Source organism: Mycobacterium sp. MFM001 (genome assembly GCF_003402475.1).
In the GTDB taxonomy this organism is placed as follows: domain Bacteria; phylum Actinomycetota; class Actinomycetes; order Mycobacteriales; family Mycobacteriaceae; genus Mycobacterium.
Genome location: NZ_BFAB01000003.1, coordinates 185,282 through 211,722, shown reverse-complemented (window position 1 = coordinate 211,722; position 26,441 = coordinate 185,282). Strand labels below are relative to the sequence as shown.

Sequence of the window (26,441 nt, the reverse complement as noted above, 5' to 3'; positions counted from 1 at the left end):
CGGCGCGTGCACTAGCCGCCGATCCGGACCAGCACGTCCGCGATCGACGCTCCGCCGAGGAGATCCGACACCTCCAGGTCGTAGTTGAACTCGCTCTTGACGCGGCGGCGAAACTCCAGCGCCTGCAACGAATCCAGGCCGATTGCAACCATAGGCACATCCGCGTCGATCGCGTCGACGCCGTCGACACCGATGGCTCCGGCCAGCAGGCTGGCCAGCCGCTGCTTGAGATCGCCACCCCCGACGGTGACCGGGGTGGCCGCGGCGGGCGAAACGAGTTCGGAGATCAGCGGGCCGTACCCGTAGGCCGCCAGCACCGGCTGTGCGCGATCCAGATCGAACGCGGCGACAATCGCGTTGTCCCGCAACGGAGACATACCCACTGCCAGCGCGTCGGCCGGACGCATCGGCAGCAGACCGGTGGCGGTCACCTTCGCCATGCCGGCAGCATCCAAACTGTGGACCGTCCACTGACCCCACTGCACCGAAACGCAATCGAGACCCTCGGACCGCAACCGGTGCGCCATCGCGTCGAGCATTCGATTGGCCGCGGCGTAGACGATCTGGCCCCGACCGCAGATCGTTGCCGCCGCCGAGGAACACAGCATGACGCGGCAGGTGTCGGTCCGCGGAAATGTGCGCAGCAGCTGCCAGACGCCGATCACTTTGGCGCGCAACGTATTCTCGACCGTCTCGGCGGTGACGTCCGCCCAGTCGACATCCGAATACGCCAGCGCAGCATGGATGATCAGATCCGCTGGCACGTCGCCGTGATTCTCGGCCAGACGTGACACCGCTGCCTGGTCGCCGACATCGCACCGGGGTGTGTCGATTCGCGTCGTGGTGACCGAACGGATCTGCCGCAGCCGATCGGCGACTGCCGCGGTTTCGCCCGATCGGCTCACCAGGGTGATGCGGCGTGCGCCGCGGCGAGCGAAGTGTTCGCAGAATTCCAGCCCCAGGTTTCCGGTCCCGCCGGTGATCACCACATGCTCGGGAGGACTCGGCTCGGGAGCGTCGCCGGCAATGCCGTGCGTGACCCGCTTGGCGTACAGACCGCCGTCGCGCAGCGCGAGCTCCGATTCCTCCTTGGTGTGCAGCGCCGCGAGGATCGCGGTCGCGGAAGTCGACCCGGACGGCAGATCGAGGTGCCGGAATGCTACCCGCGGAAATTCGGCGCCGATACTGCGGAAGCCGGCGCTGGCCGCCGCGTGCACCAGATCGGGAGGTGGATCGTTGGCGACCACCTTCTCGCCTCCGACTGTCACCAGCCAGCAGTCAGTGATGGTGCCGGCGATTTCCGGCCACCAAGCGCGGCTCCCGAAGAACGAGGCGACCTCGGCCGCAGCGGCGTAGTCGTCCAACTCCGGCGATTGCGGCACGAGGATGACGTACGTATCGAGTTCTGCTGTCTCACTGGAGCTTTGGAGGTCGATGACGCGCGCGGTGGCGCCGAGGTCTCCCGCCGCTGCGCAGAGCGCGGCGGCCAGCTCGGAGCACGACCCCGTGTGATCGACGATGCCAATGGTGCGGGGAGGTATCAGCGAGCGCTGCGCCAGTCGAACCCAGTGCTCGGCCAACAGTTGCGGTTGGGGATGTTCTGCAGTCGCCAAGACACTGGGCTGCCGCTCCGGTGAGCCGCCGTCATAGGGCAGCCAGAGCAGCACTTCGTTCATGCGGGTATTGGGAAAATCGGCCAGCGGCAACGGGGTCGGACCGGCCGACTCGGTGCACAGGCTGTCCCAGCGGTAATCCAGGTCATGGACTGCCAGCAGCGCAAGATTGCGAGTGAAACCGCCGAGGTCGGCGGCATTTCGGTTCGACGTGCCGATCACCATCGTCGTGCGGTCACCGGCCGCGGCGGCGAGGTTTTCCTCGATCGCCAACTGCAGCGTCGGATGTTCGGCCAATTCGACGAAGGTGTCGGCGCCGAGGGGCAATGCTGCCGCGATGGCCTTGTCGAATCGGACGGTGTTGCGCAGGTTCCAGAACCAATAGTGGTCGAGCGGAAAGTCGGTGGTAATCGGAGTGCCGAGGGTGGCGCCCACGCAGGGCGTCTCTGTGTCGAGGAAAGCCGGGTTCTGCAGTTCGCGCTGCGCGGCGGCGCGGACCTTCTCGGCGAGCGCGTTGATCATGCTGGTGTGCGCGGGGTAGCGAACCCGGATGACTCGCGCGAAGATACCCCCCTCGGTGAGTGTCTCGACGATGCGCTGCACCGCGTCTCGCTCACCCGAGATCCCGGTCATTCCAGGTGAATTGACCACCGACAGCTCTGCCCAACCTGTGCTGCGTGCGAGTTCGCTTTCGCAGGTGTCGCGGTCGGCGGCCAGAACGGCCATCGCGTAGTCACCGGTGATGAACTCGTCGGCGGCATGGGACCGGATTTCGACAAGGTGCACGGCGTCGGCCAGGGTGATGGCGCCGGACACGTAAGCCGCGGCGATCTCGCCCTGGCTGTGCCCGACGGTGATGTTCGGTTCGACACCGAATGAGCGCCACGTCGCGGCCAGGCCGGCCATTTGGGCGAACAAGGCGGGCTGGACGGTCCTGGCGGTGTCTTCGGCCGGGAAGTCTTCTGCCAAAAGGTAATCCAGCGGTGATTCGCCGCTGATGCTCTGGAAGGCCGCGACGCAGCGATCGACCTCGGCGCGATACGCGGGGACCGATTCGTAGAACATTCGTCCCATTCCGGGGCGCTGGCTGCCCTGGCCGGGAAAGACGAAGGCCAGGTTGCGCGCTGTGGCGGGAGTGTCATTGCACACCACCGAACCGTGGCCGTGGCCATCGGCAATCGCCCTACACGCATCGAGCAACTCGTCGCGGTCGGTGACCATGGCCAGCGCCCGGTGTGCGCGGGCGGTCCGGGTGCGAAACAGCATGTCGGCGATCGCTTCCGGCGCTGTCTCGGGGTGAGCCGCCGCGTAGCCGAGCAAGGCAGCGGCCTCGTCGCGGAGCAGGTCGGGCGTCGGCGCGGACAGCAGGATGGGAACGGTGCCGTCGGGCAGCCGGTAGCTACGAATCGTCATTGGGCTCACTCTCGCCGGCGGGCATGGCGATGATTGCGTGCGCGTTGGCGCCGCCGGCGCCGAACGACGATGCGGCACCGTATCGGATGCCGTCTTTGGGTTCCCAGCGGTGCAGCTTGGTGGCCAGCCGCATGCCGACGAGATCCCAGTCCAGCTTCGTGGTCGGGTTGTCCGAGAACAGGGTTGGCGGAATGGAGCCGTGCTGTCCTGCAAGCAACAGTTTGATCAGCCCGAGGATGCCGGATGCCGCTTGCGCGTGTCCGGCGTTCGACTTGATCGAGCCCAGCAGCGCGGTGGATCCCGCTGCGCCGTAAGTCTTGAACAGCGCGAGCAGTTCCACCGGGTCGCCGGCAAGGGTTGCGGTGCCATGACCTTCGACCATGCCCACATCGGCCGGGTCGATCTCCGCCGCGTCGAGCGTCTTGCGAATGAGCTGTTCTTGGGCGCGCACCCGCGGAACCAGGATGGGCTTGCCCTTGCCGTTGTGGTTGGTGCGGATGGCCAGGATGCGTCCGTAGACGGGGTGTCCCAGTTGCCGTGCCCGCGATTCTCTTTCGACGAGAACCACTCCCGCCCCTTCACCCCAGACGGTCCCGCTGGCGTCGTCGGCGTATGCGCGGCAATGACCGTCCTCGGAAAGCGCATTGAGCCGAGCGAACTCGAAAAATGCGCCCGGAGAACCCATTACGCACACCCCACCGGCGAGCGCCCAGTCGCATTCGCCGGTCCGCACCGCGGTGGCGGCCAGGTGCAGCGCCGTCAATGACGACGCGCAGGCCGAGTCGACGCACATCGACGGGCCGGTCAGTCCGAGGCTGTGCGAGATTCGGCCGGCCGCACCCAGTTGCCCCAGGCTGGCGATCCGATGGCCGCTGTAGGCGTCGGCGGTGGCCGCGCGCGGGCCGTACTCCATCGGCGACATCCCGATGAAACAGCCACCCTCTTCGCCGTCGAGTGTGGCGGGGTTGATCCCGGAATTCTCCAGCGCCTTCCACGCCACCCGCATCGCGACCCGCTGTTGGGGGTGCATCACCAGGGCCTCGCGGTAGGTGATGCCGAACAACGACGGGTCGAACATCGCTGCGCCGTCGAGGAATCCCCCGGCGTCGCACACCCGGCCCCAGCCGTCGAGCCGGGAGACCGACAGCAGGTCGTCGAGCGGCCAGCCGCGATCGCGCGGGAACGGGGTGATCAGCTCCCGCGCTTCGGCGAGGGCCGACCACAGCGCGGCGGGAGTGTCGATTCCGCCGGGCGCCTCGACCGCCATCCCGGCAATGACGACCGGGTCGTCAAGGTTCACGCGGTCTCACTCGACACGTGGAGGCCTTCGCGAGTGTGCGGATTTGTACGCTCGTCACGGCGTGTTGCGGATGAAACCGCACAGTCGGCGGATGCCGCCAACAACTTCGCCACCGCGTCGATGTGATCGGTGAGGTAGAAGTGCCCGCCGTCGAACACCGTCACCGACACGGTGTCGGTGTGCTTGCCCCACCCGTAGAGGTCGCCCAGCGTGACGTAAGGATCTTGATCGCCGCCCATCGCCTGAATCGGCGCCGCTACCTTGACATCTGGCGCGCAGTCGTAGGCGTCGAACGCTTGGTAGTCAGCCTTGATGACCGGCAGCGCCAGCCTCATCAGCTCGCGGTTGGCGAACACGTCGGTCTCGGTGCCCTCGAGGGTCGCGAGGTGGTTGAGGATCGCCTCGTCGTCGGTGGGATGTGGTGGTTTGGCCGCGACGTGGCAGGGCGCCACCGCCGCGGAGACGTTGAGTTGGCGCACGTCGATTCCGCTGCCCTCGGCGAGCCGCACGAACTCGAACGCGATCAGCGCGCCCATGCTGTGACCGAAGGTGACGATCGGGACGCCGCGGTTGTGCTCCGAGCGGCTGAACTCCTCGAACGCCGCGGCCGCTATCGCCGGCAGGGACAGCAGTGGGGCTTCGCCGGCCCGGTCCTGGCGGCCCGGGTATTGAAAGACCAGGACGGAGAACGTGCTACTGAGGACTTTGGAGAAGTCGCGGTAGGCCGATGCGCCGGAACCGGCGTGAGGAAAGACCAGCAGGACAGGCCGCGCGGGCGAATCGGGTTTGTGGAACTGCCTGATCCAACCCAGTGTGCGCGGCATGGGCACCACCTCTCGATCGCCTGACTCCGCGGCCCCAAAACTTAGCGAAGGCTAACATAAGCTGCCAGCGGTTAGGGCTGCTCCCGATCGCGGACCATCAGGGCCGCCCGCTTGTCCGGCAGATCGACGACCGCGAGGCGGTAGAACCCGGCGCGCTCGAGCATCCGGACCACTCTTTCGTTGGTGATGTCGGGCTCGGTGACCACCCGGGTGGCGCTCGGATCGGCATCGAGCAGCCAGGTGGAGATCGCATCCATCAGTCGTGCGGCCAGCCCCCGGCCGCGGTATCGCGCCGGGCCGAGCAGCATGTGAAAGCCCACGTCATGGGCTCGAGCCGGGTAGTACTGGGCCAGCGGGTCGAGGTCGGCGCGGTAGAGCTCCCAGTAGCTGATCGGCACTCCGTCGAGTTCACCGAGGACCGGGACGGAGTGGGTGCTGCGGTCCTGGTCGCGCAGATACGAGCCGATTCGGTCGCGGGGCCAGGGCTTGCGCCAGAACCGGGCCACCTCCGGATCGTTCATCCAGGAGTGCATCAGGTCGAGGTCGCCGTCGGGGTCCAGCCGGCGCAGCGAGAACTCTCCTGAAATCGTGTCATGGTCTAACACCAGACGGCGGTGCTGCAGGTCCAGCGAGGCCACCACCGCGCCCTCCGCGCCGGATTGGTCCACGTAGGTCACTGGCTCTCCTCGCGCCTCGGCATGGTTAGCATAGCCTATGCTAAGGCGATGCTTTGGTGGCTGACGCGACTCGTGCAAACCGGATTAAGTGAGACCAGCCAATGACGGACAACGCCCAGACCGTGCAGGACCGCCGCAGGGAACTACTGCGCAGGCGCATCGCCCAAAGCGGCGTGACGGCAGGCCAGTCGGGCGAGCTGCCGGCGATCCACCCGGGCGAGCGCTATCGGTTGTCGAGCGGCCAGCGCCGGATGTGGTTTCTGCAAACCATGGACGCGTCGGACTCCACGCTGAACATCTGTGTCGCCTACCGATTGACCGGTCCGCTGGACGAGGCCCGACTTCGCAGCGCGGTGAGCGAAGTCGTTGCGCGGCACGCGATTTTGCGCACCACCTATCGCGTCGACGGCGAGGGTGAGCCGTATCAGGAATTCCGCGACGATATCCAGATACCGTGGCACACACACGATTTGACCGGTCTGTCCGACGCCGATCGGCGACTCGAGGCGCTGGCGTCCGGCGAGTTCGGCAGGCCGTTTGATCTTGCCGACGAGTTGCCGCTGCGGGTGAGCATGGTGCGCACGGGCGCCGACGAGTCCGTGCTGCTCCTTGTCGTGCACCACATCTGCTGGGACGACGACTGCTGGGATCTCTTCTTCGGCGAGCTGAGCGCCGCGTACAACGGGCAGCCGTCGGTCGGCCAGGCACCGCAGTACGTCGCTGTCGAAGTGCTCGAGCCGCCGGCAGAACCCACCGCGGCCGACCTCGAATACTGGCGAAACTCGTTGCAGCCGTTGCCTGAAGTAGTGGAGTTGCCAGGCCCCGCGGCTGCAAATCCGTCGCGGCGGGCCGAACGCCGGACTCGCGCAGTGCCTGCCGATCTGTTCGGCCGCGTCGAAACCTTTGCCCGCGAGCACGCCACGTCACCGTTCACGGTGCTGCTGGCGGCGTTCGGGGTGCTGATCCGTCGCTACACCGGTGCCACAGACCTTGTGGTCGCAGTCCCGGTCACCGAGCGGCGAGCCGCCGCGCAGAACGCTATCGGCTATTTCGGTAACACGCTGTTGCTGCGACTCGCTGCGGGACCGCACGATTCGTTCGGCTCGTTCGTCGACACGGTCCGCGAAACCTGCCTGGGGGGCTTCGCCCACCAGTGCGTCGGCATCGATCGGGTGGTGAACGAGGCGCATCCAGAGCGGACGTCCGGGCGCGACGGCATGGAGCAGCTGGTCCGGCTGGGCTTCAGCATGCGCAAGAGCGTCAGCGGATTCTCGTTGGACGGCATCGTCATTCGGCAACTCGAGCTCGGCGCGGTCACGGCACAGGTTCCGCTCGCGATAGCAATCGTGCTCGAGCCCGAAGGAGCGCTCGCCGAGATCGAGTATCAAGTCGACGCGTTGCCTTCAGAACTCGTCGACCAGATGCTGACCCATTACCTCCAGCTGCTCGACAACGCGCTGCGTGAGCCGGAGCACCGGATCACCAGCCTGGACATGCTCGGCGCCGGCGAGCGCGCCGCCGTCCTCGCGCAGTCCCACGGCCAACTCGTCGACACGCCGGCCACCACGCTGGTCGCCATGCTCGAATCGGTTGCGGCGGCCACGCCGGACGCGGTCGCGTTGGTTTCCGACGACGCAGAGCTGACCTATGCCGAACTGCATCGCCGCGCGAATCGCTTGGCGCGCTGGCTGATCGGAAAAGGGATCGGCGCAGAAGACGTTATCGGCCTGCGCTTGGCCACGTCGATCGAGTTCATCGTCGCGGTGCTTGCCGTGCAAAAGGCCGGCGCGGCGTATCTGCCCATCGATCCGGCCTACCCGCAGGACCGCATCGATTACCTGATAACGGACAGCCGTCCGCGCATGGTCATCGGGAGGCAGCAACTCGACGCCGCCGAAACGGCCGCTGCCCACTTGGCGGACGCCACGATCACCGACGCCGAGCGTGTGCGACCGCTACACCCGGACAACCTGGCCTACGTCATCTACACGTCGGGCTCGACCGGACGGCCCAAGGGCGTGGCCGTCGCCCATCGAGCGATCGCCGAACACGTGGACGGGTTCATCGCCGAGTGGAGCATGACCGCCGAAGACCGGATGTTGCAGTCGTCGTCGGTGAGCTTCGACGCGTCGCTGCCCGACATCTTCATGACGTTGTCGATCGGCGCCCGGCTGGTGGTTCCGAGGCCCGAGGCGTTCGGCGACATCGGCTACATCGCGGATCTCATTGACCGCCATGGCATCACGGTGGTGCACATGGTGCCGTCGCTGCTCAGCACGCTGCTGGCTCTGCCGGAGGTCAAGCAGTGGCGACAGCTGCGCCACGTGCCGGTGGGCGGAGAAGCGCTGCCGGGACAGGTCGCGGACAAGTTCGCCACCTACTTCGACGCGCAGTTGCGCAACCACTACGGCCCGACCGAGGCAGTGGTGTGCTCGACGCACAAGCTGGTGCAGCGGTCGTACGGGACAGCTGTGGTGCCGATCGGCGTGCCGAACCGCAACGTGTACACCTACGTACTCGACCAGGAGTTGCAGCCGGTGCCCGCGGAAGTGGTCGGCGAACTCTACCTTGGCGGTGCGCAATTGGCGCGCGGGTACCTCGGGCGCCCGGGTCTGACCGCCGAACGGTTCGTCGCCGACCCGTTCAATCCCGGGATGCGGCTGTATCGCACCGGCGATCTGGTCCGCCGGAACATGGCGGGGGAGTTGGAGTTTGTCGGCCGGGCCGACGAACAGGTCAAAGTTCGTGGTTTTCGCATCGAACCGGGCGAGGTCGAATCCGCGATCACGTCGCATCCAGGGGTGCAACAGTGTCTGGTCCTCGCCACCGACACCGAGGCGGGGCCGATGCTGGCCGCCTACGTGGTGCCGCGGGTGCCGCTGAACCTCGACGAGTTACGCGACCATGCCGCGGCGCTGCTGCCGGATTACATGCTGCCCAGTGCATTTGCGATGATCCCCGAGATCCCGCTGACCGTCAGCGGAAAGTTGGACAAGCGCGCGCTGCCCCCACCGACGCCGGTCGCGGCACGCGCCTACCGCGAGCCGGCCACGGCGACCGAGCGCCGGATCTGCGCGATCTTCGCCCGGCTGTTCGGCTGCGAGCGAGTCAGCGCCGAGGACTCGTTTTTCGAATTGGGCGGCCACTCACTGCTCGCCGCACGACTGGTCGCGCAGGTCCGCGCCGAGTTCGGGATCGAACTCGCTGTTCGTGCCGTGTTCGACACTCCGACACCGGCCGGGTTGGCGGCCCGGCTCGTCGACCAGTTTCGTGCCGAATTCGACATCGATCTCGACGATCTGGACGTCGGCGAGACATTCGAAGACGCCGCCGAGACATCACGCCCGGAACTCGTCGCGGCCCCGCGTCCCGATCGGATCCCGTTGTCCTACTCGCAGCTCGCGGCCTGGTTCCAGTACCGGATGGAAGGCGCCCGCGATGCCTTCAACCTGCCGCTGGCGCTGCGGTTCAGTGGTCCGCTGGACACCACTGCACTGGCCGAGGCGCTGAACGACCTCGTCGCCCGTCACGAGGCGTTGCGCACCAATCTCGCTGAGCACGAAGGGGTTCCCTATCAATTCGTGCACCCGAGATTGGAGCTGGAACTACCCGTCCGGCACGTCGGCGCGGCTCAGGTCGACGAGGTGATCGCCGAGCTGCGTCGCGAAGTGCTGACCCCCGAATCCGGGCCATTGATCCGGGCCACCGTCCTGGCGGTCGACCCGGATACGCATGTACTGCTGGTGATCGTCCACCACATCGTCAGCGACCACGCCTCGCTCGGGATCATCTACGACGACCTCGTCACCGCCTACCGGGCCCGGCTGGCAGGGCAGCCGCCGCAGTGGAGCACATTGCCCACCCAGTTCGTGGACTACGCGCTGTGGCAGCGCAACGCCTTTAATGCGCCCAGCGGGTGGGGCCAGCACGAGATCGACTACTGGCGCGAGGCACTGGCCGGCCTGCCCGACGAGACCTCGATAGTGCCCGACCACGAACGCCAACCGGTCATCGGGAAGCGCGGGGAAGTAGTGACGTTCACGATCTCCGCGGCCCAGCGGTCGGCGCTGGCACGCCTCGCCGAGCAAAACGGCGCCACCGAGTTCATGGTGTACCAGGCGGCCGTTGCGGTATTGGTGCACAAGCTCGGTGGCGGCACGGACATTGCGCTGGGCAGCCCGGTCGCGTCCCGCGTCGAACCGGCCACCACCAACCTCGTCGGGCTCTTCGCCAACATTGTTGTGCTGCGCAACGATTTGTCCGGCAACCCGAGTCTGCGGGCCATGGTAGGGCGCAGCCGCGACATGGTGCTCGACGCGTTCGCACACCAGGAAGTCCCCATCGAGCGCCTTGTCGAAGCCGTCAAACCGGCGCGCTCGCGATTCCGTAACCCGCTGTACCAGAACACGATCCATTTCCGCGCTCAGGACTGGGTAACGACACCCCGGGATCTGACCGCGACGGGGCAGACCACCGTCGTGGCACTTCCGATGGATTTCGACGTCTCGCTCCTGGATCTCGACGTGAGTATGCACGTGACGCCGCACGGAGAACTCGACGTGCGAGTCGTCGCCAATGCCGATCTCTACGAACCGCAGACCGTGCGGCTCATTGCCGATGCCCTGAAAGCCGCGCTCAATGCGTTTGCGACGACCCCAGACTGTCCGGTCTCGACCGTGGAGCTGCTGGCATCCGCCGACTTGGCGAAAGTGCTTGCCCCGCCAGAACCGGTCGGCGCGGCTCCCTCCCAAGCGGCTGGGCGCGGCTCCGCGGAAACTGAGCGGCTGCTGATCTCCCTGCTCGAGGAGTTGCTCGACATCACCGGAGTCGAACCCGACGACAACTTCTTCGCGCTCGGGGGCGACAGCATCATTTCCATCAAATGGTCGGCGCAGGCGGCCGCGCAGGGTCTGGCCCTGACACCGGCAATGGTGTTCGAGCACATGACAATCGGGGAGCTGGCCGCGGCGGTCAATGCGGCAGCGCCTCAGGATGATGCGACGTCCGGGCAGGAGTACACGCCGATGAGCGCATCCGGACTGAGCACCGATGCGTTGGCCGAGCTCACCGCGGCATGGCAAGAACAGTCGTGACCAGCGCCCCGCCGCAGATTGAGGACGTGCTGGCGCTCACGCCGCTGCAGGAAGGGCTGTTCGCGCTATACCGGCTGGCCGAGGACAGCGTCGACCTGTACAGCATGCAGTTCGTGGTCGACATCGACGGGCCGGTCGACGTGGAATTGCTGCGCCGCAGCGCGCAGACCATGCTGGACCGCCATCCGAACCTGCGGGCCGCCTTCTGGGATCGCGGGGTAGAAAAACCGGTGCAGATCGTGCCCGCCGCAGCCGAGTTGCCGTGGTTCGAACGCGTTGCCATGCCAACGGAATTCGACTCCATCGCACGCTCGGAGCGCCGTCGCCGGTTCGACTTGAGCCGCGGCCCCGCATTGCGCGTCCTACTGCTCACCGTGCCGGGCGAGACCAGGCGGCGGATGATTTTCACCGCGCACCACATCGTGGTGGACGGCTGGGCGCTGGCGGTGTTCTTCAGCGAAATGCTGGCCGTGTACCGGGCCGGCGGATCACCGGAGGCGCTGCCCCCGGCGCGTCCCTATCGCGACTACATCGTCTGGCTCGCCGGGCAGGACAAGGCGGCGGCATTCGGTAAGTGGCGAGAGTATCTGCAGCGCGTGTCCGGGCCCTTGATGGTGGCCGACACGAGCATCGTTGCCGGACAGTTTGTCCCGGACAAGGTTTCACTGCTGCTGCCCGCCGCCGACACGGCGCGGCTGCGGCAATGGGCAAGCAGTTCGGGGATCACGCTGGGCACCGCAGTCCTGTTCGCCTGGGCCGTCGTGCTCGGCAGGATCACCGACCGCCGCGACGTCGTGTTCGGCACCATCGTTTCCGGCCGTCCCGAGAACTTGCCCGGTGTCGAAAGCATGGTCGGATTGTTCATCAACGCCGTGCCGGTCGTGCACCAACTCAGCGGCACCGAATCGGTGGTTGGCCAATGCGTTCGGTTGCAGCGCGAGTTGTCGACGATGCGCGACATCGGCTATTTCGGCCTATCGGAACTGCAGCGCGCGCACGGCCAGGGCAACTTGTTCGACAGCATGTTCGTGTTCGAGAACGCCCCCATTGAGGACGCCATCAAAACGGTGACCCAACCCGACGGCGCCCGCTTCACTCCGGTGGAGATGGAAAGCCTGACGCACTATCCGCTCACCGTCGTCTCACACCTGAGCGACGACGCGCTGGTAGTGGTCGTCGAGGCGATTCGTGAAGCGCTGCCGCACCTTCCGGCCGCGGAACTCGGTGAACGACTACTTGCCGTGCTGCGTCAACTACCCGATGCCGGCGACGGCACTCCCGACGGGCTCGACATTCTCATCGGGGCCGAGCGTGCCATCGCGGCGCAGCCGACGCCCGCGGTGGAGCACGCCTCGGTGTGGGAGATGTTCGAGCGGCAAGTGCGCGCCACCCCGGAAGCAGACGCGCTGAGCGCCGCCAGCGGTGAGCGGTATACCTATACCGAACTGCACAGACAAGCATGCCGGCTGGCGGGGGAGCTCGCCGCTCACGGCGTGGGGCCCGAAACGGTGGTCGCGCTGGCGCTGCCACGCTCGCCGCGATACATCGTCGCCATCCTGGCGGTGCTCGCCGCCGGCGGCGCCTACCTGCCGGTCGACATCACACTTCCCGAGGCGCGCATCGAATCCATTGTGGCCCAGGCCAACCCGGTGATGGCGATTTCCGTAGCCGGTTGCCGCAACCTGCTGCCGGCCGGATTGTCGTCGCTACTTCTCGACGATCACGCTGTGGCCGACCGTCTTTCCCAGCATCCGGCCGTCGCACCCCCCGTTTGCCGCCACCCCGAGCACAGCGCATACGTCATCTTCACCTCCGGTTCCACCGGCGAGCCCAAAGGGGTTGTCGGCACCAACGCAGCGCTACTGGGCTATTTCGCCGATCACCGCGAGCGGGTCTACCGGCCGGCCCGGGTGCGGCTCGGCCGCGCCCTGCGGATCGCGCACGCCTGGTCGTTCAGCTTCGACGCCTCCTGGCAGCCCATGGTCGGCCTGCTCGACGGCCACGCCCTGCACCTGTTCGACGCCGACGAGATGCGCGACGCGGACCGGCTGGTGTCCGGAATGGCCGCGCAGCGGATCGACATGATCGACACCACGCCGTCGATGTTCGTCCAACTCCGTGCCGCCGGACTGCTGGACTGCCCGCTGTCCGTGCTTGCGCTGGGAGGCGAAGCGATCGACACCGCGCTGTGGGAGCAACTGCGCGCGCTGTCACCGACCGAGGTCTACAACTGCTACGGGCCCACCGAGATGACGGTCGAGGCGGTGGTGGCCTCGGTCGCGGACTATCCCGCGCCGACGATCGGCACGCCGAACGCAGGAACGGTTGGCTACGTGCTGGATTCGTCGTTGCGGATGGTCCCCACCGGGGTGGTCGGCGAGCTGTATTTGTCGGGCGCGCAGCTGACCCGCTGCTACGTCGGCCGGCCGGCGTTGACCGCCGGCCGCTTTGTGGCCGACCCGCTGCGTCCGGGACAACGCATGTATCGCACCGGTGACCTGGTCCGCCGGCTCCCGCACGGCGGCTACTCATATGTGGGCCGCGCCGACACCCAGGTCAAGATCCGCGGCTACCGCGTCGAAGTCGGCGAGATCGAGGCTGCGCTGCGTAGCCGGCCCGAGGTGCACGACGCAGCGGTTTCGGTGCTGCGCCGTGGCGGCGGCGCCCAATTAGTGAGTTTCGTTGTGTGGCAGCAGAACACCGCAGGTGATCCGGTTCGGTTGCGGGCCAGGCTCACCGAGCTGTTGCCGCTGTACATGGTTCCGGCGCGGATCGTCGCGCTGCCCGCGTTACCGGTGAACGCCAACGGCAAGCTCGACGGCCATGCCCTGGCTCGGCTGGCTGAGGAAGCGCTTGCCGGCACCGCGGACGGCGCGGTGTCGGCAAGCACCGAGACCGAACGATTGTTGTGCGACGTTTTCGCAGAGCAGCTGGGCGGCGCGACACCACACATCGACGACGACTTTTTTGCGCTCGGGCTGGACAGCATCGTGGCCATCTCGTTGGTGCACAAGGCTCAGCGGCGCGGCCTGACCGTGAGCCCACGAATGGTGTTCGCCTTCCCGACAATTCGCCAGCTCGCGGCTGCCATCGACGAAGGCCTCAACGCACCTGCCTCCGCGGAAAGTGCCGAATACGGCGAAGTGCTGCCGCTGCCCATGGTGTCCTGGCTCTACGAGTACGGCAACTACCGCCGCTTCACCCACACCGTCTTGCTGCGGCTGCCCGCCGGCATCGACGAATCATCGATCCAGTCGATGCTGCAATTGCTGCTCGACGGCCACGACACGTTGCGCGCGGTCCTGCACGACACTCCGGAGGGACCGAGGCTGGTCACCCGCGAACCCGGTTTGGTTCGCGCCGCCGACGTCCTGACCCGTGTAGAGCTGTCGGCCGATGCCGAACTGACCACCGCCATAACGCGTTACGCACGCCAGGCCAACGACGGCATCGACCCGCGCCGCGGCGACATGGTGCGAGCGGTCTGGCTATCCGGTACCGATCACGTACCGGTACTGCTGATCAGCGCTCACCACTTGGTGGTCGACGTGGTGTCCTGGCACATCATGCTGGGCAATCTCGCGGAGGCGTGGCGCGCGGTGCAGTCCGGTGCGGCGCCGAAGACGTTGCCGGAGTTCACTTCCTACCGGCAGTGGTCGGAGTTGATGTGGCGGCGGGCGGCGACGGCGGAGGCGGCCGCGCAACGCGACTACTGGGCTGCGCAGGTCCGCGACCCCGATCCCGCATTGGGTGTACGGCATCCGGACCCCACCCGCGACACCTGGTCCAGCCTGCGCGTCACCCCGGTGATCACGCCTGTCGAGACCACCGAGTCTGTCACCCGAGTCGAGAACATGCGCGGATTCCTGCTCACCGTCACCGCGATGGCGGTGGCGAGCTGGCGCGCTGTTCGGGGGCAGGATCCGGCTTCGGGCACCCTTCTCGCGCTGGAAGGCCACGGGCGAGCCGATGCGATCCTGGACACCGACACCACCAACACCGTCGGCTGGTTCACCACGGCATTTCCGGTGCGCCTCGGAGCGGGCGAGTCGGCGGTCGACGTCGAGCAAGCCGAACAGGATCCCCGCGTGGCCCTCACGCTCTTCGATTCGGTCACAGCACATCTGAGCGCGATCCCATACGACGGCCTGGATTACGGGCTGTTGCGTTACGTCGAGCGCGTCCCTGAATTGCAGGACGCCGCCGAACCGCAGATCCAGTTCGGCTATCTGGGCCGGTTGGACCTCAGCGGCATCAGCGACCAACCGTGGTCGTTGCTCACCGAGCCCTACATCGGCGCCCTGCCGATCGACCCCGAACCGGACCTGCCGCTGCGTTTCGCGCTGAACATCAGCACGCTGGTGGGCACCACGGAGCAAGGCTCGCAACTGATCACCAATTTGCGCTGGAGCAACGCCCTGTTCGATGCCTCCGACATCGACGTGTTGGCAGGTTTCTGGCGGCGCGGCATCGCGGCGCTGGCGGCCGGGCTGGAGCGCACGTCATGATCAGCAGGGAGGAGATCAGGGCAACGGTTGCGGCCCAACTCGAGTGCGCCGCCGCCGATGTCGCCGACCACGACGATCTCATCCAACTGGGGCTCAACTCGATTCGGATGATGGCACTGGCGGGAGGGTGGCGCAAACGCGGGGCCGACATCACGTTCGCCCAGCTCGCCGCCAACCCGACCGTCGAGTCGTGGCACGGTCTCCTGGTGGACGGAACGGCCACCACGGCAGAGCCGGTTCCCGACGAGCCCGTCGCCCCCGAGGACGCCCCCTTCCCGATGGCCACCATGCAGCACGCGTACTGGATCGGTCGCTCCGATGAGCAACAACTCGGCGGGGTCGCGGCCCACCTCTACGTCGAATTCGACGGCTGTGCGGTCGATCCCGCGCGGTTGGAGCATGCGGTAACCGACCTGGTCGCCGCCCACCCGATGCTTCGCACCCGCTTCCTGCCCGACGGGACGCAGCAAACGATGCCCAAGCCGGGCCGGCCGGTATTCAGCGTCGTCGACCTCCGCGGCCAAAGCCCTGACGCCACGTTGGAACAGTTGCGCGACCGCAAAACCCACCAGCGCCTGGCAATAGCAGACGGACAGGTTATCGACGTCACGCTGACCGTGTGCGACGGCGACCGCACCCGGCTGCATCTAGACATCGACATGCTGGCCGGCGACGCGATGAGTTACCGGGTGCTGGTTTCCGACCTGGCCGAGTTGTACCGGGGCGCCACCGTGCCGGCACCCGGCTATACCTACCGGCGCTACCGCACCGAGCGCACCGGCGACAGCGCCGCACGTGAGCAGGACCGCCAGTGGTGGCAGCAGCGGATAGCCGAGATGCCCGGCGCGCCCGAACTTCCCACCGTCGCCACGACGTCGCATCGCACCGTCCGATACGCGCACTGGCTCGGGCCCGACGCCAAGCAACGGCTGCTGGCCGGCGCGCATCGCCGCGGCGTCACACCGGCGATGGCTGTGGCGGGGCTGTTTGCCGACACCATCGGCGGTTGGTCCGCACAGAGCAGGTTCTTGCTGAACGTGCCCTTGTTCCACCGAGACTCGATCCACCCCGACATTGATCGGGTGGTGGGCGACTTCACCTCGTCGATCATGCTGGAGGTCGACGTCACCGAGAACATGTCGGTCACCGACCGCGCCCGCGACATTCAGCGCCGCATGTACGAAAGTGCGGCCCACGCCGCCTATTCCGGACTGGACGTGTTGCGTGATCTCGGCAGACACCGCGGCGAACCGGTGCTGGCACCGGTCGTGTTCACCAGCGCGCTCGACCTCGGCGAGTTGTTCGCCGACACCGTCGTCGACACGTTCGGCGAACCGGTGTGGATCGTGTCGCAAGGTCCCCAGGTCCTGCTCGACGCCCAAATCACCGAGCTGCGAGGCGGACTGCTGCTCAACTGGGATGTGCGGGACGCGGCGTTCCCACCGGGACTGATCGACGCGATGTTCGCCAGGTTCACCGACGCCGTCGAACGCCTCGCCGACGGCGATGCCGGGTGGGAGGCCGAGGCGGCGGTGCGGTTGCCGAGCGCCCAGGCGAAGGTGCGTGCGGCGGTCAACGCGACCGACGGACCGGTCAGCGGCCGCTGCCTGCACCAGGGGTTCTTCGACCATGCCGCCGCCAAGCCGGACGCGCCGGCCGTGATGTGGGGACTCGGCGATGACGCGGGCGCATGGAGTTACGCCGAACTTGCCGAGCGCGCGCTGGCGGTTGCCGGGGCGCTGCATGCCCGAGGTGTGGGTCGCGGTGACGCCGTCGCCGTCCAGCTCCCCAAGGGGCGCGACCAAGTACTGGCCGTGCTCGGGGTGCTCGCCGCCGGGGCAACGTATGTGCCGATCGGGTTTGATCAGCCAATTGCGCGGCGCGCCAAGATACTTCAAACGGCTGACATCGTGGCGGCGATCACCACCGAGAGCGTCCAGATGGACTCGGTTCCGAGCCTGTCCATCGACGCCGCGGTCAGCCACCCCGAACCGCTGCCGGCGCCGGTCTACCCCGACGCCGACCAGATCGCCTACGTCATCTTCACCTCCGGCTCGACGGGGCTGCCCAAGGGAGTCGACGTGCGGCACAGCGGGGCGATGAACACCATCGACGCCGTCAACGACTGGTTCGGCGTCGGCGCCGCCGACCGGGTGCTCGCGCTCTCCGCCCTCGAGTTCGACGCATCCGTCTACGACATCTTCGGCATGTTCTCGGTGGGCGGGTCGCTGGTTGCGGTCGATTCCGAACAGCGAGCCGCGGCCACCACGTGGGTCGAACTGCTTCGGCGGCACCGAGTTTCGATCCTCAACTGCGTGCCGAGCATGCTCGACATGATCTTGGAGCTCGGCGGTGATCGGCTCGGCGACTCGTTGCGGGCCGTCACCCTCGGCGGTGACTGGGTCGGCGCCGAGCTGGCGCGCAGACTCGCCCGGCAAGTGCCGGGCTGCCGGTTCGCCGGTCTGGGTGGTGCCACCGAGACGTCGATTCACCACACCATCTGCGAGGTCGTCGGCGAACCGCCGGCACACTGGGCGACGGTGCCATTCGGCATCCCGTTACGAAATGTGCGGTGCCGGGTTGTCTCGCCGTCGGGCCGCGACTGCCCCGATTGGGTGGCCGGCGAACTGTGGGTCGGCGGCGCGAATGTCGCAGCAGGATACCGCAACGACCCACAGCGAACCGCGGAGCGCTTCGTCGAGCATGACGGTGTTCGTTGGTACAAAACCGGCGACATGGCCCGATACTGGCCCGATGGCACCATCGAGTTTTTGGGCCGGGCCGACAACCAGGTCCAGATACGCGGCTACCGCGTCGAACTCGGCGAGGTGGAGAGTGCGCTGCGCACCGTGCCCGGAGTGCGTCACGCCGTCGCCGCGGTGGTCGGCGACACGGCTCCGACACTGGTGGCTGCGGTGTCAGGTGAGGTGGATGACGTAGCCGGGGCGGTGGCCGAGCTGCTGCCGAGCTACATGGTTCCCAAGCGCATCGTGACATTCGACCGAATTCCGTTGACGCCCAACGGAAAGCTGGACCGCAAAGCAGTCACAAGGCGGCTCGAACCGGATACCACCGAGGACAGCGCGCCGAGAAACGACGTGGAGGCCGCACTCGCCGCGATTGTCGCCGAGGTGCTGGGTGCGGATTCGGTTGGCGTGCATCAGGATTTCTTCGCGATGGGCGGCGATTCGGTGCTGGCCACCACCGTGATCGCCCGGCTGCGCTACTGGCTGGAAATCGACCATGCGGTGGTCGTCGACCTGTTCGCCGCACGAACCGTCGCAGCGTTGGCCGAGCGACTCAACGAACGTGAGGCGGGGCGTGGTACGCCGGATCGCCTTGCCGTCATTGCGCGTGCCTACCTCGAGGTTGCGGCGCTGACCGACGAAGAAGTTCTCGCCCAGGAATAGTCAGCCAACGGAGCCGACGATGATGCTGCCTACGTTGCATTCCTGTCGCTCGTCGACTCCGGTGGCCGCGACGAACGCGGCGGTGTCGCCGAATCCCTGGGCGCACGCGCCGAGTCCCATCGCGGTTGCCGCCAAGTAGATCGTCTGCATCAGCACGCCGACATCTTTCAGAATCGCCGCGTAGCCGATCTGCTCGTAGGTCCACATGATGCGACCGCTGCGTGCGGCCATCGCGACGAGCACCTGCGGCTCGGCGCCACCGGTCAACGTCGCCGAAGCCGGCTTGAGAAGCCGGGACACCGCCTTCGACTCCGCGCCGGCCACTGGCCGCAGCGCGTGGTCGAACGAGTCGTAGTGGTACATGCCCGGCTCGAGTCCGGCGACATTCCGCACCACGGGGTACAGCTCGAGTTCGTAGAGACCGCCGCCGGACGGGTAGGGCCGCGACAGCAGTTCCTCACCGGGGCCGACCGGCTCAGTCCGCCGCGTGCGCGCTGTGCGGTACAGCAACTCGCCGAGTTGCTCGACGGTGATCGGGTGGGCGTCGTCGAAGGCTCTTGTCGAAACACGGTCTTCGAGAACAGCTGTCAGGGTCGGGTCCTGCGTTCGTGTGACCGTCAAGTCGGGGACGAACAGGGCGATCGGTTCGCCCGGGTAAGCCGGTCTGCGCGCCGGCGGCTGCGGGAATCGGTCCTTGGCCCATTTGGTCGGCCCGAAGTGCTCCCAGGTGACGGTGCGTTCACCGAGTGTGCTGCGGCGGTGAAACCACAGGTCCGGCGCGCTCCAGGCCAGCGAATCGAAGCTGTGGTCTTCCTCGCCGGGCGGTCGCCGAAAGCCGCACCAGTGCAGGTCGTCGACGAACTGTGCGGCAATGTCAGCCGGCACCGGCGGCTCGGCCGATACAGGTCCGTCCAGTAGCGGGAGCAGCGCCGGCTCATGGATCCGCAGATCACACCACGCCAGCGGATGCTCGAGCACGAATCCCTGTGAATCCCGGTGCAGGACAGCGAATTTCGACAGAGTGGTATCGGGCGGCAGTGATTCTGGACGCGCTGCGGGCCGGCCGAACGGCAGTATGGAGTACAGCGCGCGTGCGCCGTCGCGCACCGTGACGGTCAGCCAGCCGCCCGTGGTGAGCTGCTCTATCAATGCGCCGACGTCGCCGCCCTCCGATAGTTCCGAGATCGTCGCCGGCCCGACGTTGAGGGTCTTGAGCGCGCGCAGTTGGCCCGGGCTCAATCGGGTCAGCTTCTCGCTGCGGGGAGGGTTCAGCAGCACGGCGCCCGCCGGTGTGGTCAGGCAGGTGACGCCGGACCGAAACGCGTAGGTGGTCTGATCGGGGTACCTGACGGCGGACAATCCGCGACCTCTTTCGCTGCTCTCACGGGATTCACCGTGCCAAGCCCATGAGCGTAGGGCAGCGGCGAGCAGGTGTAACACGACGGGCCGACGAAACGACACACCAGTATCAGCGTCACCACCAACAACAGCTCCGAAGGGACAACCATGACCGTGAAAGCCCTCGCCACCGGTGTGGCGGCCGTAGCCGCGATCGGGGCCGCAGCCGCCGGCCTGACCTCCAGTTTCAGCGGCCCGGCCGCACCCCAGGTGCAGCCCGTCGTCTTCGGCGCGCCGCTGCCGCTGGACCAGACCACCGCGTTGCCGACGGTCGGGCAGCTTTCCACCGTGCTGAGCAGTCTCGCCGACCCCAACGTCCCGTTCGCGAACAAGTCCGGGCTCGTGGAGGGTGGCGTCAGCCCGTCCGAGGCCGCGCTTGCCGACCACGCGCTGCAAAAGGCGGCCAAAAAGGGTCAGTTGCCGCTGTCGTTCAACATCTCGAACATCCAGGCTGCCGCTCCGGGTAGCGCCACCGCCGACGTGGCGGTCTCGGGTCCCAAGCTGACCGCGCCTGTCACGCAGAACGTCACGTTCGTGAACCAGGGCAGCTGGATGTTGTCACGCGACTCGGCCATGACGCTCCTCCACGCGGCCTCGGGGCACTAATCTTTTGCACACCGACCTCCTAATCGAAGGGACATCCATGACTGTCAAAGCTCTCGCCACCGGTGTGGCAGCCGTCGCCGCGCTCGGCGCCGCAGCAGTCGGATACATGCCGGCCAGCTCGGCGCCGGCCCAGGTGCAGCCCGTGGTCTTCAGCGCACCGCTGGACCCGCCGCCGCCCCCGCCGGGGCAGGAGCAGCTGCCCAGCGCCGACCAGTTGGCAAACTTGTGCAACCAGGTCACCGATCCCGGCGAGAGGTACACCGACAAGAACAATCTCGTCCAAGGCGGCATCCCTCAGAATGAGGGCATGGTGGCCGACCACGACCTGAGGAAGGCCTACCGCAACGGGAACTTCCCGGAGCAGTTCAACGTGACGAACATTGCACCGGCTGGGCCGAACGCGGCCACCGCCGACGTGGCCATCTCGGGTCCGAAGTTCGCCGGGCCGGTCACCAAGCAACTCGCGTTCGTTAACGAAAACGGCAACTGGATCATGCAGCATGACGCCGCGATCGCACTGATCCAGGCGGCCACGGCCACCAATTAGCCGGACAGCGCGCTCAGGTCGATCCGCGCGATGCGTGCCGGGTCGGCCAGCACGTCGATCGCGGCGACGCGTTCGCCGCGTACCACGAAGCCCATGATCGCGGCGGGGTGTCCGTCGACGAAGATCACCGCGCCGGCGGCGCCGTTGACGGTGGCGGGCCGCGCTTCGCGCTCGGGGGCGGCGTAGCTGCGTGCCAGGCCGGCCACCGCCGACGCGCCACGCACCCAGCGGGTTTGGTCGGGGCCGAAGTCGCCGCGCAGCACCACCTCGGGGTCCAGGACCGCGACCAAGCGGTCGAGATCACCGGAGCGACCGGCCGCGAAAAAGGCGTCGACGACCGCGTGTTGGGCGCTCAGGTCGGCGTCCGGGTCCGGCGCCGCATCGTGGATGCGCCGCCGTGCCCGGCTGGCCAGTTTGCGGGCCGCCTCCGGCGACCGGTCGACGATCCCGGCGATCTGGTCGAACGGCACCGCGAAGACGTCGTGCAGCACGAACGCCAGCCGCTCGGCCGGCGGCAAGGTGTCCAGCACGACGAACAGGGCCAGTCCGACCGCGTCGGCCAGCAGCGCCTGGTGTTCGGGGTCGAATTCCCCGACCGCGTCGACCACCGGATCCGGCACATGCGCGACGAGCTCCTCGTCCCGTCGGGCGCGCCGGCTGCGCAGCGTGTTCAGGCAGATCCGCGCCACCACGGTGGTCAGCCACGCATCCAGGTTCTCGATGTCGTCGGCGCGATCCCGGCTCAGCCGCAGCCAGGCCTCCTGCACCGCGTCCTGCGCGTCGTCGACCGAACCCAGCATGCGGTAGGCGAGTGCGCCCAGCTGGGGGCGAGCTGCCTCGAATCGGGCCGCCAGTGAGGTCGTCACCGGCCAGCCGTGTCCGGCAGTGCGCACACCCTGCCCTCGCTGAAGCCGGATGACCCGATCCCGAGTGCCAGGTTGAACCGGGCCCGAAAGTTGCCCAGATTGATGACGTGGGTGAGGGCGACCAGTTGCGGGGTGTCGAAACGCGCACGCAGAGCGTCGAATAACTCGTCGCTCACCTCGACCGGGGTGCGGCTCATCGCCGTGGCGTACTCGAGGATCAACTTCTCGACGTCGGAGAAGCACGACGCACTCTTGTAGTCGGACAGCGCGAGCAATTCCTCGTCGGTGATGCCCCACTCGCGCGCGATCTGCGAACCCAAGTCGATGCAGTATTCGCAGCGCACCGTGGTCGCCGCCTTGAGCTCGGCCAGCGCGCGGTGGCGGGCGCTGAGCATGTCCAGTTTCGACTCCGCCAGTTCCAGCCGGCCGATTGCGTTGAGCAGCTTGGGAATGTGGGCGTACATCCGCAGTGGTTCGAGCATCGTCGCGGTTTGCAGGCCGGTCATCTGCTTGAACCGGCGCTTGGTGAAGAAGAAGGCGATCCGGGCGCCCAGCCCCGCGTCGCGGTCGGAGACTCCGGGAAGTCGTGCCATGGTGGTCCTCCTACAGCAAGTGGTCTCACCAAGTTCGACACCGCCGGTCGTCGAAACGTGACTGTGTTTAAGCCTGCGCCCCGTCCATGTCGAGAAGCCTTGCGTGCAATACCGTGCGATTCCGCAGCGCTGCGCGCACCGCCCGGTGCAGGCCGTCTTCGAGGTACATGATTCCCCGCCACTTCACCGCGTGTGGGAACAGATCGCCGTAAAAGGTGGAGTCCTCCGAGAGCAGCCGGTCCAGGGCCAGCACGGTGGTGGTGGTGACCAGCTCGTCGAGCCTGATCTGGCGCGGCGGTATCTGCGACCACTCCCGATACGACAGGCCATGGTCGGGGTACGGCTTGCCTTCCCGCACTCCTTTGAAGATCATTCGCCGACCGTTTCCGGTGCCCGGTCCGACGTGAGCATGGTTGATAAGGCTAACCCCCGATTGCCGGTGACCGTAACCCGCTGCTGATCACCGTAAAATGGACGCGGCTAAGGAGGTGGACTCGGAATGGGAAGTGCCGACGATCGTCGCTTCGAAGTGCTGCGCGCCATCGTCGCCGACTTCGTCGCCACCAAGGAGCCCATCGGCTCGAAGTCATTGGTGGAGCGCCACAACCTCGGAGTCTCGTCCGCCACTGTGCGCAACGACATGGCGGTCCTGGAGGCCGAGGGCTACATCACACAGCCGCATACCAGCTCCGGACGGGTGCCGACCGAGAAGGGCTATCGCGAATTCGTCGACCGGCTGCACGACGTCAAACCGCTGTCCTCGGCGGAGCGGCGCGCCATTCAGAAGTTCCTCGAGTCCGGCGTCGACCTCGACGACGTGCTGCGTCGTGCGGTGCGGCTGCTGGCCCAGCTGACCCGGCAGGTGGCCATCGTGCAGTACCCGACGCTGTCGACGTCGACCGTGCGGCACCTGGAAGTGATCGCGCTGACACCCGCGCGGCTGCTGATGGTGGTGATCACCGACACCGGCCGGGTCGACCAGCGCGTCGTCGAACTCGGCGACGTCATCGACGACCATCAGCTCTCCCAGCTGCGGGAAATGCTCGGCCAGGCGCTGGAGGGCAAAAAGCTCTCGGCGGCCTCGGCCGCGGTCGCCGAGCTGGCCGGACAGCTCAACGGACACGGCGGGCAAACCAACAGCCTGTCGGACGCGGTCGGCCGCTCGGCGACGGTGTTGCTGGAGTCGCTGGTCGAGCACACCGAAGAACGGCTGCTGCTGGGCGGAACGGCCAACCTGACCCGGAACACCGCCGATTTCGGCGGTTCGCTGCGGTCGATTCTGGAAGCTCTCGAGGAGCAGGTCGTGGTGTTGCGACTGCTGGCCGCGCAGCAGGAAGCCGGCAAAGTGACGGTACGCATCGGCCACGAGACCGAAGCCGAGCAGATAGCGGGTGCAGCAGTGGTGTCCACCGCCTACGGAACCTCGGACACCGTTTACGGCGGGATGGGTGTACTGGGGCCCACCCGGATGGACTATCCGGGAACTATCGCTAGTGTCGCTGCGGTTGCTATGTACATCGGCGAAGTGCTGGGTGCTCGATAACAAGCGGCCATACAAGGCATAGGAAAGGTCAGGCGTGGCACGCGATTACTACGGTCTGCTCGGCGTCAGCCCGAACGCCAGCGATACGGAAATCAAACGCGCCTATCGCAAGCTGGCGCGCGAGCTGCACCCCGACATCAATCCCGACGAACAAGCTCAGGCGAAGTTCAAGGAGATCAGCGTCGCCTACGAGGTGCTGTCCGACCCTGAGAAGCGGCGCATCGTCGACATGGGCGGCGACCCGCTGGAGAACGCGGCGACGGCCAACGGCTTCCCGGGCTTCGGCGGGCTCGGCGACGTGTTCGAGGCCTTCTTCGGTGGCGGCTCCACCTCCCGCGGTCCCGTCGGCCGGGTCCGGCCTGGCTCCGATTCGCTGCTGCGGATGCGGCTGGACCTCACCGAATGCGCCACCGGCGTCACCAAGCAGGTCACCGTCGACACCGCGGTGCTGTGCGACCGATGCCAGGGGCGGGGCACCAACGGCAATTCCGGCCCGGTGAAATGCGACACCTGCGGCGGCCGCGGCGAGGTACAAACCGTGCAGCGTTCGCTGCTGGGGCAGGTGATGACGTCGCGGCCGTGTCCGACCTGCCGCGGTGTCGGTGAGGTCATCCTCGACCCGTGCAATCAGTGCGGCGGCGACGGCCGGGTGCGCGCCCGCCGGGAGATCAGCGTCAAGATTCCCGCCGGTGTCGGCGACGGCATGCGAGTGCGGCTGGCGGCCCAGGGCGAGGTCGGGCCCGGCGGGGGACCGGCCGGCGACCTCTATGTCGAGGTGCACGAGCAGCCGCACGACATCTTCATGCGCGACGGCGACGACCTGCACTGCACCATCTCGGTGCCGATGGTCGACGCCGCGCTGGGCACCACGGTCACGGTCGACGCGATCCTCGACGGGCTCACCGAGATCACCGTCCCGCCCGGTACCCAGCCCGGTTCGGTGGTCACCTTGCGCGGTCACGGCATGCCGCACCTGCGTTCCGGAGTGCGCGGTGATCTGCACGTACACGTCGAAGTGGTGGTGCCGGAGCGGCTCGACCACCGCGACGCGGAACTGTTGCGCGAGTTCAAGAGCCGCCGCGGCCGCGACGTTGCCGAAGTCCGCTCGACGCACGCCGGCGCCACCAGCGGATTGTTCAGCCGGCTGCGCGAAACCTTCTCCGGTCGCTAATTGCCCGGTCTTTTCTACGTCGACGTGCTGCCCGAAACCGGTGCACTGGCCGTCGTCGGCGGCGACGAGGGCTTCCACGCCGCGACCGTGCGGCGGATCCGTCCCGGCGAGCGGCTGACGCTCGGCGACGGCGCTGGCGGCTTGGCCAGCTGCGTCGTCGAGCAGGCGGGGCGCGACCAACTGACCGCCCGCGTGGTCGACCGCTGGAGCGTCGCGCCCGCCCAACCTCCGGTGACGGTGGTACAGGCGTTGCCGAAGGCCGATCGCTCCGAGTTGGCGATCGAGCTGGCCACCGAGGCGGGCGCGGATGCGTTTGTGGCCTGGCAGGCCGCGCGCTGCGTGGCGCGCTGGGACGGGCCGCGCCTGGACAAGGGTCTGCGACGCTGGCGGGCGGTGGTCCGTGCGGCGGCGCAGCAATCCCGTCGCGCACACATCCCGCCGGTCGACGGTGTCTTGTCGACGGCGGAGCTGGTCGAGCGCGTGCGCGACGAGGGGGCGGTGGTGTTGGCGCTGCACGAGTCGGCGACCGACCGGCTGACGGATATCGATGTGGCGCAAGCGAATTCGGTGACGCTTGTGGTCGGCCCCGAAGGGGGCATTGCGCCCGAGGAGATCGACGCGCTCACCGATGCGGGTGCGGTCGCGGTCCGCTTGGGGCCCACCGTATTGCGGACGTCGACGGCGGCCGCGGTGGCTTTGGGCGCGCTGGGCGTCCTGACGCCGCGATGGACGTGAGCCCTTCTCGCCCGACTGTGAATTTCACGACGCGGCACGCCGCGGCGGCGTCGTCAAATTCACACTGGAGACCAGGAACGCTGCCAGCGGTAAACTGAACTACCGAGCGTCGTCACCCGACAACCCAGAAAGCAGGCATTAGAA

At 67.3% G+C, this 26,441-nt stretch carries 15 protein-coding genes and 1 pseudogene; 8 read left to right on the top strand and 8 right to left on the bottom strand.

What is annotated here, in order from left to right:
• Window positions 1-11 precede the first annotated feature (11 nt).
• The 4 genes from nbtC to MFM001_RS07235 all read right to left on the bottom strand — a co-directional run bounded on the left by nbtC (window position 12) and on the right by MFM001_RS07235 (window position 5,827).
• Window positions 12-3,026, bottom strand: a complete 3,015-nt coding sequence (gene nbtC, locus MFM001_RS07250; RefSeq protein ID WP_116374574.1) for a nocobactin polyketide synthase NbtC — start codon at window positions 3,024-3,026, stop codon at window positions 12-14.
• Window positions 3,013-4,326: a polyketide synthase gene (locus tag MFM001_RS07245; RefSeq protein WP_116374573.1), complete on the bottom strand. Its 1,314-nt coding sequence runs from the start codon at window positions 4,324-4,326 to the stop codon at window positions 3,013-3,015. The genes nbtC and MFM001_RS07245 overlap by 14 nt, the downstream gene beginning before the upstream one ends.
• A complete protein-coding gene (locus MFM001_RS07240) occupies window positions 4,323-5,150 on the bottom strand; it encodes a thioesterase II family protein (protein WP_116374732.1) in 828 nt (275 codons plus the stop codon). Before MFM001_RS07240 ends, MFM001_RS07245 begins: the two co-directional genes overlap by 4 nt.
• Before the next feature lie 71 nt (window positions 5,151-5,221).
• A complete protein-coding gene (locus MFM001_RS07235; RefSeq protein ID WP_238158988.1) occupies window positions 5,222-5,827 on the bottom strand; it encodes a GNAT family N-acetyltransferase in 606 nt (201 codons plus the stop codon).
• Between the two features lie 101 nt (window positions 5,828-5,928).
• Between MFM001_RS07235 and MFM001_RS07230 the strand changes: the two genes are divergently transcribed.
• From MFM001_RS07230 to MFM001_RS07220, 3 genes are read left to right on the top strand one after another with little or no spacing between them, the layout of a single operon-like run.
• A complete protein-coding gene (locus tag MFM001_RS07230; protein ID WP_116374572.1) occupies window positions 5,929-10,920 on the top strand; it encodes a non-ribosomal peptide synthetase in 4,992 nt (1,663 codons plus the stop codon).
• Window positions 10,902-15,428: a non-ribosomal peptide synthetase gene (locus tag MFM001_RS07225; protein ID WP_192886875.1), complete on the top strand. Its 4,527-nt coding sequence runs from the start codon at window positions 10,902-10,904 to the stop codon at window positions 15,426-15,428. Before MFM001_RS07230 ends, MFM001_RS07225 begins: the two co-directional genes overlap by 19 nt.
• Window positions 15,425-18,838, top strand: a complete 3,414-nt coding sequence (locus MFM001_RS07220) for a non-ribosomal peptide synthetase (RefSeq protein WP_116374570.1) — start codon at window positions 15,425-15,427, stop codon at window positions 18,836-18,838. The genes MFM001_RS07225 and MFM001_RS07220 overlap by 4 nt, the downstream gene beginning before the upstream one ends.
• Here MFM001_RS07220 and MFM001_RS07215 read toward each other — a convergent pair whose 3' ends face one another.
• On the bottom strand, window positions 18,839-20,197 hold the full coding sequence (locus MFM001_RS07215) for a SagB family peptide dehydrogenase (RefSeq protein ID WP_192886874.1): 1,359 nt from the start codon (window positions 20,195-20,197) through the stop codon (window positions 18,839-18,841). It abuts the gene before it with no gap.
• A gap of 147 nt (window positions 20,198-20,344) precedes the next feature.
• Between MFM001_RS07215 and MFM001_RS07210 the strand changes: the two genes are divergently transcribed.
• Together MFM001_RS07210 and MFM001_RS07205 are read left to right on the top strand one after the other, a co-directional pair.
• Entirely contained in the window at window positions 20,345-20,842 is a 498-nt protein-coding gene (locus tag MFM001_RS07210; protein ID WP_116374569.1) for a hypothetical protein, read from the top strand.
• Window positions 20,843-20,879: 37 nt separating this feature from the next.
• Window positions 20,880-21,389 carry a hypothetical protein gene (locus tag MFM001_RS07205; RefSeq protein WP_116374568.1) on the top strand — a complete coding sequence of 170 codons (510 nt, stop codon included), beginning with the start codon at window positions 20,880-20,882 and terminating at the stop codon, window positions 21,387-21,389.
• Here MFM001_RS07205 and MFM001_RS07200 read toward each other — a convergent pair.
• The 3 genes from MFM001_RS07200 to MFM001_RS07190 form a co-directional block, all read right to left on the bottom strand.
• On the bottom strand, window positions 21,386-22,255 hold the full coding sequence (locus MFM001_RS07200; RefSeq protein WP_116374729.1) for a sigma-70 family RNA polymerase sigma factor: 870 nt from the start codon (window positions 22,253-22,255) through the stop codon (window positions 21,386-21,388). The two genes, MFM001_RS07205 and MFM001_RS07200, sit on opposite strands and share 4 nt — an antisense overlap.
• Window positions 22,252-22,848: a carboxymuconolactone decarboxylase family protein gene (locus tag MFM001_RS07195; RefSeq protein ID WP_116374567.1), complete on the bottom strand. Its 597-nt coding sequence runs from the start codon at window positions 22,846-22,848 to the stop codon at window positions 22,252-22,254. Before MFM001_RS07195 ends, MFM001_RS07200 begins: the two co-directional genes overlap by 4 nt.
• Before the next feature lie 67 nt (window positions 22,849-22,915).
• Window positions 22,916-23,221 (bottom strand): type II toxin-antitoxin system VapB family antitoxin, encoded by a 306-nt coding sequence (locus tag MFM001_RS07190; protein ID WP_116374566.1) that lies wholly within the window; start codon window positions 23,219-23,221, stop codon window positions 22,916-22,918.
• 126 nt (window positions 23,222-23,347) lie between these two features.
• Between MFM001_RS07190 and hrcA the strand changes: the two genes are divergently transcribed.
• The 3 genes and pseudogenes from hrcA to MFM001_RS07175 all read left to right on the top strand — a co-directional run bounded on the left by hrcA (window position 23,348) and on the right by MFM001_RS07175 (window position 26,439).
• Complete coding sequence (gene hrcA / locus MFM001_RS07185) at window positions 23,348-24,391, top strand: heat-inducible transcriptional repressor HrcA (protein WP_116374565.1); 1,044 nt, start codon at window positions 23,348-23,350, stop codon at window positions 24,389-24,391.
• A gap of 34 nt (window positions 24,392-24,425) precedes the next feature.
• A complete protein-coding gene (dnaJ, locus tag MFM001_RS07180; RefSeq protein WP_116374564.1) occupies window positions 24,426-25,562 on the top strand; it encodes a molecular chaperone DnaJ in 1,137 nt (378 codons plus the stop codon).
• Window positions 25,563-26,439: pseudogene (locus MFM001_RS07175) on the top strand (16S rRNA (uracil(1498)-N(3))-methyltransferase). It abuts the gene before it with no gap.
• Window positions 26,440-26,441: the final 2 nt, after the last annotated feature.